This is a genomic window from Actinomadura sp. RB99 (assembly GCF_014706005.1).
Taxonomy (GTDB): domain Bacteria; phylum Actinomycetota; class Actinomycetes; order Streptosporangiales; family Streptosporangiaceae; genus Spirillospora.
On record NZ_JABMCA010000020.1, the window covers coordinates 54701 to 68223 of the forward strand.

The following is a 13523-nucleotide window of genomic DNA, read 5'->3' on the forward strand; positions in this document are numbered from 1 at the left end:
AGGCCCCCGTCCAGCGGACGGGGGCTTCCGAGTAAGGAAAATGTGTCAGTCGAGGTAGTCCCGCAGCACCTGCGAGCGGGACGGGTGGCGCAGCTTCGACATCGTCTTGGACTCGATCTGCCGGATGCGCTCCCGGGTCACCCCGTACACCTTGCCGATCTCGTCCAGCGTCTTCGGCTGGCCGTCGGTCAGCCCGAACCGCATCGACACCACGCCCGCCTCACGCTCGCTGAGCGTGTCGAGCACCGAGTGGAGCTGCTCCTGCAGCAGCGTGAAGCTGACCGCGTCGGCCGGGACGATCGCCTCGGAGTCCTCGATCAGGTCGCCGAACTCGCTGTCGCCGTCCTCACCGAGCGGGGTGTGCAGCGAGATCGGCTCGCGGCCGTACTTCTGCACCTCGACGACCTTCTCCGGGGTCATGTCGAGCTCCTTGGCCAGCTCCTCCGGGGTGGGCTCGCGGCCCAGGTCCTGGAGCATCTGGCGCTGCACGCGGGCCAGCTTGTTGATGACCTCGACCATGTGCACCGGGATACGGATGGTGCGGGCCTGGTCGGCCATCGCGCGGGTGATCGCCTGCCGGATCCACCAGGTGGCGTACGTGGAGAACTTGTAGCCCTTGGTGTAGTCGAACTTCTCGACCGCGCGGATCAGGCCGAGGTTGCCCTCCTGGATCAGGTCCAGGAACAGCATGCCGCGCCCGGTGTAGCGCTTGGCCAGCGAGACCACCAGCCGGAGGTTGGCCTCCAGCAGGTGGTTCTTGGCGCGGCGGCCGTCCTCGGCGATCCACTCGAAGTCCTCGAGGTCCTCCTCCGACAGCGCGGGGCCGTCGGCGGCGAGCCGCTCCTCGGCGAACAGGCCGGCCTCGATCCGCTTGGCGAGCTCGACCTCCTGCTCGGCGTTGAGCAGCGGGACCTTGCCGATCTGCTTGAGGTAGTCCTTGACCGGGTCGGCGGTGGCGCCGGCCGCGGCGATCTGCTGGGCGGGCGCGTCCTCGTCGTCGTCGCCGAGGGTGAAGCCCTCCTCCTCGGTGGGAGTGTCGCCGGGCTTCTTGCCGGCCGGAGCCTTCTCCGCGGAGACGGCCGGGGCCTCCTCCTCGTCGCTCTCCGGCGCCTCCTCGACCTCGGGCGCGTCCTCTTCGAGGTCGACCTCGAGGTCGTTCAGGTCCTCGTCGAGGTCGACGTCGACGTCGTCCTCGAGCTCGGGGTCGTCGGCGGCCTTCTTGGCCGGGGCGGCCGCCTTGGCGGCGGGCTCCGCGGCGGCCTTCTTGGCGGGCGCGGCCTTCTTCGGCTTGGCCTTGGCCGACTTCGGCGGGGCGGGCTTGGGCGCCGCGGGCCGCGGGGCCTCCCGGCGCGGCGCGGGCTCCTCGGGCGCCGCGTCGTCGGCGACGACCGCGGTCACCGTGTCGGGCTGCTCCTTCGCGGCAGCAGCGGTCCTGGGCCTACGCGCCGGCGGCGCCGCGCGCTTGCGCGAACGCTTGGGCGCCGCGGAATCGGCAGCGCTCACCACGACGGTCACACCCTCCTTGCTGAGGCTCCGCAGAATGCTGGAGGCCTTCGACACGGGGATGTCGGCCTCCTCGAACGTACGGCGTACGTCGTCGGCTTCGAGGTAACCCTGGGACCGTCCACGCTCGATCAGTTGCGCGATGACGTGATCGTGCAGATCTGACGCTTTCGAGGTCGAGCTAGCAGGCGACACAAATACCTCTCGAACGAACGTGTGGCTTGGTTGACCCAAGTGCCCTGACGGGCCCGGCCTCACACTGGGTGGGACCACACACGGCGGACCTCCGGTGCGGGACCGCAGCGTACCCGCTCTGACTGGGTCAAGCATTCTGGCACTGCTGCGCATTCCACCCTGATGTCCTACCCGGTAACACTCCACCTTAGAGGGCGCCGGACGGTCCTTCGTACGGACGGGACCGACTTCTCTCCGTCTCCGGCGGGCTTCACCCCGGTTTCACCTGGACTTGGGCGGGACGTGCAGCGCAAGCACGGTCACATCGTCTACCTGCTCGTACCCGGCAAGCATCCGATCGACCAGGAAGTCGACGAGTCTTTCGGGATCTCCTACCACTTCAGGTGGGGCGTCCGCGGCCGTGGCCACGAGTTCCTCGAGCCCGGCGTCCACCCCACGCCTACGGTTCTCCACAAGTCCATCGGAATAGAAGACCACAGTGTTGCCGGTCTCGATGGAAAAACTTGTCTGCTGCCGCTGGCTCGGCCAGCCGAGCGGCGTGCCGGGCTCCCGCGTGCTCACGCGCGCGGGGGCGTCCGGGGAGATCAGCAGGGGTGGCGGGTGCCCGGCGTTGCTGAAGGCGCCGCGTCCGGTCTCCGGGTCGATGACCGCGTAGGCGACCGTGGTGAACTGCTCCTCGTCCTCGGTGGCGCTGAACAGCCGGTCGAGGCCAGCGAGCACCGCGGCGGGCCGCGGGTCGTTCAGCGCGAGCGCGCGCAGCGCGTTGCGGACGCGTCCCATTCCGGCCGCGGCGAGCACGCCCTTGCCCATGACGTCGCCCACCGCGACCGCGAGCCGGTCGTCGGGGAGGCGGAACACGTCGTACCAGTCGCCGCCGACCTGGACATGGCGGGTGGCCGGGTTGTACCGGGCCGCCAGCACCATTCCGGGGAGCTGGGGAAGGTCGCTGGGCAGCAGGCTGCGCTGGAGCTCCTCGGCGGTCCTGTGCTCGCGCTCGAACAGCAGCGCGCGCTCCACCGCCAGGGCGCACTGCCCGGCGAGGGCCTCCAGGAAGACCCGCTCCTCCTCGGTGATCTCCCTGGGGCGGGTGAAGGAGAAGCGCAGCGCGCCGATCGGGGCGCCCGCCGCCAGCAGCGGCAGTCCGACCCAGGCGCGCTCCTCGGGGTGCTGGGCGAACAGCTCCTTCTCGTCGCGGCCGAGCTGGAGGCGGAGGCTGTCGGGATGCTCGGCCAGGAACGGCCGGCTCTCGCGCACCGCCACCGACATGACGGTCTGGTCGGCGACCTTGATGTCGTCGCGTGCGGGCGGCCGCCCCTCGGCCTCGGCGCCGGGCTGGGACGGGGCCACGATGCTCAGCCGCAGCTTGTCGTCGTCCAGCAGCGCAACGGCCGAGTAGTCGGCGCCGATGGCGGACCGTCCGACCTCGGTGATGACCTGGACGACCTGGGAGACGGTGAGGGCCTCGGCGAGCATGGAGGTGGCCTGCTGGAGCCGCGCGGTGCGCAGCGCCGCGGCCGACAGCTGCTCGGTCAGCCGGCCGCGCATCTCCTCGGCCTCGCGCTGGCCGGTGACGTCGGTGTTGGCGCCGACCCACTCGATGACCGCGTCGCCCTGCCGGATCGGCACGGCCCGCACGTCGAAGTGCCGGTACGTGCCGCTCTTGGTGCGGATCCGGTAGTTGGTCTCGAAGACCTGGTTCTCCGCGACGCACTCGCGCCACGCCGCCTCGATGCGCGGGCGGTCCTCCGGGTGCACCACGGCCATCCAGCCGCCGGCGGCGTAGTCGTCCGGCGCCTGGCCGGTGATCGCGCGCCATTCCGGCGCGTCGTCGATCACGGCGCCGTCGGGCGCGGCCACCCACACGACCTGGGCGCTGGCCTCCACGAGCGAGCGGTAGCGCTGCTCCTTGCGCCGGATGACCTCCTCGGCGCGGCGCCGCTCGGTCACGTCCAGGGCGGTCAGGACGGCGCCGAGGCGCTCGCCGCCGGGTCCGCGGGCGGGCAGCCACGTGCAGGCCAGGATGCGCTCCTCGGTCGCCGTGGCGACCGTCCCGGAGTCGTCGGCCCGTCCGGACGGCGCGGCGGGGACGACGAGGTCGAGGTCGCTCAGCGGGCGGTCCTCGGCGAGCACCGTGCGCAGCGCCGACTCGAACGCGCTCGCCAGTGCCTCGGGCAGCACCTCCGCGGGACGCCGCTGCTGCAGGTCGCGGACGGGCACGCGGAGCAGGTCCGCGAGCGCGTCGTTGGCCCTCCGGCAGCACAGGTCGCCGTCGAAGAACGCCAGCCCGCCAGGGGCTTCCTTCAGAAGGGTCGCGTACAGCGCGGAGTCGGACGCATCCATGGGCTGCCCCTCCACCCCTGAGACGCGGGGTTGGGGAACGGACGTCTCGGTGCTCATGGACAACACCTCCGCCCCAGAGGGTCCCGTACCGCGCGGCAAGTTTTCATCACTATGAGTGAATGGGAGCAGGCTAGCGCTCCCGCCTCCATCACAACACCGTCGGAGTCAGGTATTCATCATCCCGATGGTTCGCCGCGTACGGAAGCCCTGATGGACAACGTTGTCTGCGCTTCCGTGCGATGACGCGGGATTCGGACGCCTTCTCCATCGGCCGCCGGTGGCGGCCCATGGGGAGGGCCGAGTAGGCGATGTTACGGCGCCCGGAGCTTCATGGGCGGCCAACCGCGCCGGTTCGGCGAGTTCCGGCCCGGGACCGCCCCGCACAGCTTCCGTCCGATTTGGTCTACTAAAACACGGTAAAGACTATTTTAGGGATCGGTGCCTTCTTACCCCGAGGCCCTACTTTCCGGCCTTGGCGGCCGCCTTCATCTCCTGCTTGAAGGCACGGACCTTCGCCAGCGACTCCGGGCCGGTGATGTCGGCGACCGACCGGTGCGAGCCCTCCTCGCCGTACGCGCCGGCCGCCTCCCGCCAGCCCTCCGGCCGGACGCCGTACTGCTTGCCCAGCAGCGCCAGGAAGATCTGCGCCTTCTGCTTGCCGAAGCCGGGCAGCCCGTTCAGGCGCTTGAACAGCTCCTTGCCGCTGCCCGCGTCCTTCCACACGTTCTCGGCGTCCCCGTCGTAGTTCTCCACGAGGTACTGGCACAACTGCTGCACCCTCTGGGCCATCGAGCCGGGGTAGCGGTGCACGGCAGGCTTCTCCGACAGCAGCGCGGCGAACCGCTCCGGATCGCAGGCGGCGATCTCGTGCGCGTCGAGATCGTCCGTTCCGAGCCGCTGGGCGATCGTGTAAGGGCCCGAGAACGCCCATTCCATCGGGATCTGCTGGTCGAGCAGCATCCCGACCAATGCGGCGAGCGGGCTGCGGCCCAGCAGTTCGTCCGCCTCGGGGCGCTGCGCTAGTTGAACCTTCGTGGCCATGGGGCCAGCTTAGGACCGCCTCCAAGGGCGGGTCGGCCGGGCGCGGGAACCCGCCGCGGATCACGGTCCGTCACGGGCAGCGATCGCGGCGCGGCAACGATCATGGCATGGCGCGGCGAATCTGTCGGAAGTCTTACGAGCACCGGCGGAAGCCTGGCGGCCCGCAGGTCACGGTGCTCGAATGGAGGCGTGAACGAGGATCCGGCAGAGGGCACCCCCGTAGGACGGCGGGTCGTGCTCGGGATGCTCGGCCTTGGCGCCGCTGGAGTCGCCGTAGGTGCATCCCTACAACAGAAGGTGAACCGCGCCCTGGCGCCCGTAGGCGGCATCCAGGACGTTCTTCCGGCCGCCGGAGGCTTCCGCTATTACTCCGTCACCGGAGGCGTGAAGCGGCACAGCATCGCCACCCACCGGGTGACCGTAGGCGGGCTGGTGGACAAGCCCCAGGCGTTCACCATGGCCGACCTGGCGCGCCTGCCGCAGACCATGCTCGACAAGGATTTCCAGTGCGTGACCGGGTGGCGGGTGCCGAACGTCCGCTGGGCGGGCGTCGCCCTCCCCGACATCCTGGACGCGGTGGGGGTGTCCCCGCAGGCAAGAGCCGTCAGATTCACGTCGTTCGACGGCGTCTACACCGAATCGCTGACGCTGGACCAGGCGCGGCGCCGTGACGTCATGGTCGCGACCCAGATGGACGGGAAGCCGGTCTCCCACGACCACGGCGGACCCACCCGGCTCTATGTCGCCCCCATGTACGGCTACAAGTCCCTGAAGTGGCTCGGCGGCATCGAGCTCACCGACAAGGTCAAGCAGGGCTACTGGGAGGACCTCGGCTACGACGTGGACGCCTGGGTCGGCCGGTCGAACGGACGTGACGATGCACCCACATGACGCGGTCCGGCCCGAACCGGCGGGGTCCACCAGGCTGCTCCGGTTCACGCGGGCCGAACGGTCGATCCACCATGTGACCGCGCTGCTGATGCTGGTGTGCCTGGCCACGGCGGGGATGCTCTACCTGCCCGTGCTGTCCACGCTGGTGGGGCACCGCGAGCTGGTCAAGACCGTCCACGTGTGGTGCGGTTTCGCGCTGCCGGTCCCCATCGTCCTAGGGCTCGCCTCCAGGGCCTTCAGGGCCGACCTACAGCGCCTCAACAGGTTCGCCCCACATGACTGGGAGTGGCTCAAGCGCGGCGACCGCAGAGCGGTACGGCGGGGCAGGGGCATCCTGCCCGTGGGCAAGTTCAACGCCGGGCAGAAGCTGAACGCGGCGTTCACGGCGGGCGCGATCCTCGTCATGCTCGGCACCGGCGAGGTGCTGACGTTCCCCGGGCCGTGGCCGGACCGCTGGCGCACCGGCGCCACGTTCGTGCACGACTGGCTCTTCGTCATCATCCTCATCGTCGTGGTCGGGCACCTCTGGGAAGCGCTCCGCGACCCGGGGGCGCTCGGCGGGATGCTCACCGGCCGGGTCGACCGCGGCTGGGCCGCGCGGCACCATCCGGGCTGGGTGGACGCCGTCCAACGGATCGCGGCCCGGACGCCCGACGGCCCATCCGGCGGAGGGTCCGGGGAGGCGGCCGCAGGCGCGTGCGGAGAAGGTCATCCGGAATTTACGAAACGACGGCCCGGTATGTCTTGACTCTCCCGGTGAACGCGCTGGAATGAGACATCGAGGCGAGGTTCGGGCGGACGCCCCGAAACGGGAGCCCCCGCGCTTCGTCTCGCCGGCGGCGTCCCCGCCCGCCGGAACCCTGTGCGCGGAGGTGTACGCAGATGCCTGCACTGGCCGATCACCGGAGCGAGACCCGCGACGCGCTCACGCGGCGGCTCACCGGCGAGTTCTCGCACTTCTCCCCGGACGCGGTGCACCAGTGCGTCGCCGACGTCCAGGCGTGCATGGCCCACCTGGGGCTCGAACCGACGCCCGCGCGCGTGGAGCGCATGGCGCGCGAACACCTCGTCGGCATGCTGAAATCCGAGCCGCCCTCAGGACGGACCCAGGGGACCGGGGTCGACGGCTGAACCACCCGCCCGTCCCGCGCCCGAACCCCCGCCGCTCCCGCGCCCGAACCCGCCCGCCGGTCCCGCGCCTTACGCACACGCGACACCGCGGGATCTGAGAAACTGGGCCCGTGAGTCCTCGCAGCCGCCGCTCCCCGTCCGGAGATCCGGCGCGGGACGGCACGGCACCGCCCGGCGAGGTCTCCGAGATCTTCGACGGGATGCTGCGGCACGCCCGCGAACTGCTGGCCGTGCGCAGCCCGCTGGACGCGGAGCTGATCGTCAGCGAGATCCTCGGGTCGTGGTGGGGGCACCGGGTGTCCGCCGGAGACGTCGAGGTGGTCATCGGCGAGGCGCTCGTGGACCACGCGGCGCGCGCCGCGACCCCGGCGGCGCTGGCGCTGCTCACCGGGATGGCCTACCTCGGCACTCCGCGGCAGGCCGCCAAGGCCGAGCGCGCCGCGCTGGAGCTGATGGAGCGGGGCGTCGCCCGCCCCGGATGGGCCGACCGCGTCGGCATGGTCACGCCGGACGAGTGCTTCGTGTCGCGCGACGTGTACGGCGACCAGGACTCCATCGTCTGCACCTATACCTACGGGGGAGCCGAGCGGCACGCCCTGGTCGTCCTGGTGGACCGGAACAAGGCCGGGGCCGTCCAGTACGCCGACGCCCCGTTCCCCTCGGCGGCGCCGCCCGCGTTGCGCGCCGCGCGCCCCCCGGCCTCCGGGATGGTCCGGGACGCGTGGGTGTCGTCCCAGGTCGACAAGCTCCTCGACCACTGCCGCCGCGAGGGCCGCGACAACGCCCTGATGCGGTTCGAGCAACTGGACCCGCGCGACACCAAGGCCCTCCTGCAGAGCGCCCTCGCCCTCACCAACGACACGGCCGACCCGCCGGTGAACGACAACTTCGGCTCGTACCACGCCTTCGTGCGCGCGCGCATAGGGATCCTCCCGCCGGGAGGGCGCCTGCCGCAGCCTCCGGTGTACGGGCGCGACCGCCGCGCCACGATCGCCGCGCGGTTCCTCGCGTCGGACGAGGCGGAAGGGCTCTCGGACCTGTCGGCCGCCAGCCGCTGCGTGGACCGCATCATCGCCTACGGCTGCACGCACGATTTCGGGCGGCCGCTGCGGGTCAGCCCGATCAAATGCGAGATGTTCCTGCTCGACTGGCTGCCGCGCAAGGTGCTCCTGTCCCCCGCCGAGCAGGAGGCCGTACCGCACGTGCTGGCCGCCTGGGTGCGCTGGGCCGGCAAGCGCACCGGGCTCCCCGAGGAGGGCGTCAGGGCGACGCTGGACGCGGTGTGGGACGCCACGGCGAAGTTCGCCGAGGCGTACCGCGACCCGTCCGCCTTCGGCCTCGACCGGGACCTCGTCGCCCGCCTCCTCCCGGACGGAGAGCTGGAGGCGCTCCCCCGGCGGGCGTTCGCGCTGCCGTTCCTGTCCGGCACCCACCGCCGCTCCGGGCGGCACGGCTCCATCGACCTGTCGACGCTCGACCCCTCCGACCCCGACGACCGGCGCGTGATCCTGGAGTTCGAGCACCCGGGCGCGGACGAGGAGCACCTCGACGCGCACGAGAGGCTCACCGACCGGCTGTGGCGGGGCGACCCGCCGCAGCTGTGGGAGACCGCGCAGGCACTGCTCGACATCGGCTACGAACGCCACGAGATCCTGCACAGACTCATCGGCGTCCTCGATCGCTGCGGCGACGACGCGGACGCCCTCCGGGAGGCGCTGCGTGTGCTGCGTCACGAACCTCCGCCCGAGTGAACTCCTGGTTTGCGCGCGGGCTCCCCGGCGACAATCATCGGATCCCGGGCATGGTCTCGCGGGGGCCCGGGGCCGCCCCCGGTCGTAGGGAGTGATCTTGTTGGAGTGGTCCGAGTTCGCCCGCCGGCTGGGCCGTGAACTGGCGGGTCTCGACCGGGACACCATCCTCATCGTGCGCGAACGCGACGAGAGCCGGCACTACGTCCAGGCGATGCGCGAGCCCGACCGGCTCTACGCCGAGGCGGTCAGCAACAACTTCCTCGACGGGCCGCTGCTGCTCACGCCGGCCGACGAGGAGGTCATGAGCGACGCGGGCTGGCGCCCGCCCGCCGACCCCGCGCCCCGCAACTGGTGGACCGAGCTGCCCGAGGCCGGCACGCCCGGCGGGATGCGGTCGGTCGCCGGCGGCGACTACTCGCGGCTGGCCGACGTGATGGTCACCGCGCTGCGCGACGTCCAAGGCGTCCGGCGCCCTTCCGACCTGGTGTACGAGTCGTTCCACCGGCACGGCAACGGCCTGATCGAGCTGCTCGACTTCGGCATCGAGACCGCCGACCCGTCGCGCGTCAGCAAGCGCCGCTCGTCGGCCGCGATCCCGCCGCCTGAGCCCTTGCCGGAGAGCGCGCCCCCGGCGCCCGGCCCGCCGCCCGCCGGCCCGCCCATGCCGCTGCCTCCGCCCGGAGTCCCCGGCACCGACGCCGACCTCCTCGAACCGCGCCTGGCCGAGGCCAAGGAGCGCGGCGACCACGCCACCTACTTCAGCCTGCTGGCGGGCGCCGATCTGGTGCTCCCCGCCACGGCGCACGCGGTGGAGAACCCCGACCGCGCCGAACTGCCGACCATCACGATCGGCACCGGCACCTACGTCACGCTGTACACGTCCCCCGGCGCGCTCGCCCGTACCGGCGACCAGCATCCGCTCTACCGGCGCACGTCGTTCGCGCTCCTGGCGGCCGGCTGGCCGGACCCGTCCTGGCAGCTCGCCGTCAACCCCGGCCTGCCGAGCGAGGTCCTGCTGGACGCGTCCGCGCTCGGCCGGCTGGAGGCCGCCCAGCGGGAGACGTCCACGGCCGCGCCGGAGGCGCCCAACCCGTACGGGACGGTCGATCCGGGCGCGCTGGCCGGGCCCGGCGCCGTCGCGGGCGGCCCTTCACCCGCGGTCAACGGTTCGGGCGTGCCCGGGTTCCCCGGCGTCCCTGGGCCGCCCCAGGGCGTCAACGGCTCGCCCGCGCAGAACGGACTGCCCTCCCTCAACGGGATCCACGGCGTCAACGGACTGGCCAGAACCGACGACTTCCACGACGACTCCGGTACCGCGATAGACCCTTACACGGCGGAGGAGCTGAGGGCGGCTCTGGAAGCCGGTACACCGGACCTGGGCAGGGCCAAGCCGGAGCCCCCGGAGCCTGCACCCGAGCCGTCCGTGGCTGCTCCCCTGGGCGCCCCTACGGACGGGACGCCCGCCGAAGCCGACCCCGTCGAGACGCACCAGCCCGCCGAAACGCACCAGCCCGGCGCGCCACAACCCGACGCGCACCAGCCCAGCGCACCGCAACCTGGAGCAGCGCAGCCCGAAGCAGTGCAGCCTGAGGCACCGCAGCCCGAAGCAGTGCAGCCCGAAGCAATCCAGCCTGAGGTAGTGCAGCCCGAGGTACCGCAGCCTCCGGCGACGCCCCCTGGGACGCAGCAGGTCGGAACACCGCAGCCCGAGGTGCGGCCCCAGGTACAGCCCGAGACGCAGTTGCCTGAGGCGCGGCAGCCCGACGTCCGGGCGGCCGGGCAGCAGCCCATCGCGCAACACACCGTGCCGCAACCGCCCGCAGGCATTCCGATGCAGCCGCCCCACGGCACCCGACTGTGGCGCTCCACCGGAGACGACGACGAGACCCCCGTCGCGGTCTACGACGCCATCGGCGGCGTCTGGAGCCCGGCGCGGACCGACGCCGTCCCGGCTCCCCGGGCCGAGTGACGGAGCGTTCGGCTACCGTCGGGTAAGGCAATCCCACCCCCGGACGCGAGAGTGGACCCCGAGTGGACTGGAACGACTTCGACAAACGGCTGACCCTCGAGCTGTCACGGCTCCCCGTCAGGTCGTTCCTCATCGTGCAGGGGCCCAGCGGACTGCCGTACGTGCAGGCCATGCGGATCGAAGGCGGGCTGGACGCCGAGGCGGTCGGCAGCGCGTTCCTGCCCCGCCCGCTCGCGCCCCGCCAGGAGCGGCGCCTCACCACCCTCGGCTGGGAGCCGCCCGACGGCGAGGACCGGCGGAACTGGTGGAACCGCTACACCTGGCGTGAGCGCGGCAACCGCGCACCCGCCGAACTGCTGGAATGCGCCGCGATGCTCGCGGGCCAGATGGTCGGCGCCTTCCGCGACGTCTACCGGATCGACTCCCCGCTAGGGCTCGTCTATCAGGCCAGCAAGACGGGGCCGGAGGGCGGGCCGCTGGCCCTTCCCGGCCTGGGCATCCCGCTGGCCGTGCCCGAGTCCGAGAGCCGTCCCGCCGCGCAGGACGCGCCGCGCGCGGAGCGTCCGTCCGGCACCGCCCTGGAGATCGCGCTCGCCGAGGCGCGCGAGCGCGGCGACCAGCAGGCGTACCTGCGGCTGCTGGCGCGCGCCACCCTGTACCTGCCCGCGTCCGGCGACCCGACCGCCGAGCACCGGTTCGCCACGGCGCAGTTCGGCGACGGGACGTTCGTGCTGGCGTTCACCTCGCCTGAGGCGATGGACCGGTCGCTGCAGGGGCAGGCCGTCCACCACCGGGAGGCGACGCTGTCGGAGCTGTCCCGGCACTGGCCGCATCCGGACTGGCAGCTCGCGATCGACCCGGGTCTGCCCAGCGCCTCGTACCTGGACGCGAACGCCCTGTTCGAGCCCGTCCCGGAGGAACCGCGCGCCCGCCCGGCGCCCCCGGACCCGTCCGACGTCCGGGTGGCCGGGCGATCGTCCCGGACGTCCCGGACGTCCCGGACGGCGGCGCGGCGGCGCCGGCAGCCGGACGCGGGACCCTCCCGGGCCGCCGCCAGAACGCCGCAGGCGCCCGCTCGCCCGCAGGACGAGCCCGCTGCACCCCAGGGCGTTCCCGCGGCCGCACAGGCGCCCTCACCGCCGGAGGCCGACCTGCCCCCGCTCCCCCGTCGGCGCGAACGTCCTGGAGCGGCCCCGCAGCCCGAGTCCTCGCCCCGGCCCGCGCCTGCGGCCGCGCGGGAGACGCCGGCCGATCCTCACGGGCTTCCTGTTCCGCCGCTGCACGGCGCCCCGCACCCGACCTCCGCGCCCGCGCCCGCGTCGCAGGAGCAGAGCGTCCCGCACGGATCGCAGGCGGCCCGGCTCACCACCCCGCAGCCCGCGCCCTTCGGTTCGCAAGGCGTCCCCTCGAACCCGCAGGCTCATGGCTCACCGGCTGCGCCCGGAACGCCCCCCGGTCCGCAGCAAACGGCGCGGGACATTCCCCGTCCGTCGGACCTCGGCCGTAGAGGCGCCGCCGTTCCGCCCGGGGAGGCGCCGACCGCGTCCTCCTTCCAGCCGCCCGCCGCCCCCGCGCGCACGCACGAGGAACCCCTCGTCCAGAGCCCGCCGCCGCAGGCTCCGGCGTTCGACCGCGTAGAGCCCGTGGCCCCGCGCGAGACGACGCCGAACCAGGTCCCCCTGGACCCACCGGGACCAACGCGTCCCACTGTGGTGCCCCAGGACGTGCCCCTGCCGGTGGGCGATGCTCCCCGCGAGACCGTCCCGAGCGGCGACGCGGCTCCGGAGAACGCCGACCGCCTGGACGCCGCGTCCGAGACCGTGGTCATGCAGAAGGTCCTCCGCCGCGAACATGTGCAACACTACCTGGAGGGCGGTTACGACCTCGTCGCCGGGTACGTGCACCGGCTCCAGGACGTGGCGGAGCTGAACACCCCCGCCGCCCTGATCCGCGGCCTCGGCCTCGTGTACGAGGGGTCGCCGTTCGCCCCCGGCGACGAGGAGATCTTCGTGGTCCGGTGGCCCGCGGTGAAGCCGTCGCTGTTCCGGCGGCCGCTGGGCGGCATCGACGAGTGGAGCATGGGGATCATCCCGGGCGGCTGGGTGATCGAGAAGGCGCCGTTCCCCGGCTCGGGGTACGCGCCGGGCGACGGCCCCGCCGTCCCCGAGTTCAAGATCGAGAGCCAGCGGCTGCCGCACGGCGCCGAGCTGTACCGGCTCGACGCGGCCGGGCGGGAGTCGCTGGTCGCGGCGTACGACGCCGACCTGCGCCGCTGGCTCGTCAGGCTCCCGGGAGGACGGGGATGAGGGTCCGGCACGGCTTCTTCGCGCGCTGGCGCGGCACCGAGTACGAGGCCAGCCCGGACGGCGACCGGGTGCGGCTCTACGTCAGCGAGCACGCCGACGGGTTCCGGCAGATCAGCCCGGGCCGGTTCGTCCAGGTGGTGCCGGCCTCGGAGGTCGAGGACGTCCGGTACGTCAGCACGTACTGCACGTGGCGCGGCGAACCGTTCGTGGTGCTCGGCGAGCACCAGGGGTGGCTGCGGGTGGAGTACACCGGCGGCAAGGCGCCGGTGGCCGAGAGCCTCGGGCTGGAGCTGTTCGACCGCGGCGTCTACCAGGCATGGGCCTCCAAGCACGAGGTCGAGGACGTGCGCGAGGAGTCGGTCTGAGGCGAGCCCGGCCCCGGCCGGCCGGGCGATC

10 protein-coding genes are annotated in these 13523 nt (G+C 72.6%); 7 read left to right on the forward strand and 3 right to left on the reverse strand.

From position 1 onward, the window contains the following. Positions 1 to 45: 45 nt before the first annotated feature. The 3 genes from amrb99_RS19935 to amrb99_RS19945 all read right to left on the reverse strand — a co-directional run bounded on the left by amrb99_RS19935 (position 46) and on the right by amrb99_RS19945 (position 5079). Positions 46 to 1698, reverse strand: coding sequence for an RNA polymerase sigma factor (locus amrb99_RS19935; protein ID WP_190858002.1), 1653 nt, complete (start codon positions 1696 to 1698; stop codon positions 46 to 48). A 261-nt stretch (positions 1699 to 1959) separates the two neighbouring features. Then, positions 1960 to 4095 (reverse strand): SpoIIE family protein phosphatase, encoded by a 2136-nt coding sequence (locus amrb99_RS19940; protein WP_190858004.1) that lies wholly within the window; start codon positions 4093 to 4095, stop codon positions 1960 to 1962. Between the two features lie 402 nt (positions 4096 to 4497). Then, positions 4498 to 5079 (reverse strand): HhH-GPD-type base excision DNA repair protein, encoded by a 582-nt coding sequence (locus amrb99_RS19945; RefSeq protein WP_190858006.1) that lies wholly within the window; start codon positions 5077 to 5079, stop codon positions 4498 to 4500. A gap of 189 nt (positions 5080 to 5268) precedes the next feature. Between amrb99_RS19945 and amrb99_RS19950 the strand changes: the two genes are divergently transcribed. From amrb99_RS19950 to amrb99_RS19980, 7 genes are all read left to right on the forward strand, one after another. Continuing rightward, on the forward strand, positions 5269 to 5970 hold the full coding sequence (locus tag amrb99_RS19950) for a molybdopterin-dependent oxidoreductase (RefSeq protein WP_206700019.1): 702 nt from the start codon (positions 5269 to 5271) through the stop codon (positions 5968 to 5970). After that, complete coding sequence (locus amrb99_RS19955; protein WP_190858010.1) at positions 5957 to 6718, forward strand: cytochrome b/b6 domain-containing protein; 762 nt, start codon at positions 5957 to 5959, stop codon at positions 6716 to 6718. The genes amrb99_RS19950 and amrb99_RS19955 overlap by 14 nt, the downstream gene beginning before the upstream one ends. Before the next feature lie 134 nt (positions 6719 to 6852). Further along, positions 6853 to 7101: a hypothetical protein gene (locus amrb99_RS19960; RefSeq protein ID WP_190858012.1), complete on the forward strand. Its 249-nt coding sequence runs from the start codon at positions 6853 to 6855 to the stop codon at positions 7099 to 7101. A gap of 200 nt (positions 7102 to 7301) precedes the next feature. Then, a complete protein-coding gene (locus amrb99_RS19965; protein ID WP_190858169.1) occupies positions 7302 to 8852 on the forward strand; it encodes a hypothetical protein in 1551 nt (516 codons plus the stop codon). 97 nt (positions 8853 to 8949) lie between these two features. After that, entirely contained in the window at positions 8950 to 10821 is a 1872-nt protein-coding gene (locus amrb99_RS19970) for a hypothetical protein (RefSeq protein WP_190858015.1), read from the forward strand. Positions 10822 to 10883: 62 nt separating this feature from the next. Next, positions 10884 to 13127, forward strand: coding sequence for an SseB family protein (locus amrb99_RS52505; protein WP_190858017.1), 2244 nt, complete (start codon positions 10884 to 10886; stop codon positions 13125 to 13127). Then, positions 13124 to 13492 carry a hypothetical protein gene (locus tag amrb99_RS19980; RefSeq protein WP_190858019.1) on the forward strand — a complete coding sequence of 123 codons (369 nt, stop codon included), beginning with the start codon at positions 13124 to 13126 and terminating at the stop codon, positions 13490 to 13492. The genes amrb99_RS52505 and amrb99_RS19980 overlap by 4 nt, the downstream gene beginning before the upstream one ends. The last annotated feature ends 31 nt before the right edge of the window (positions 13493 to 13523 follow it).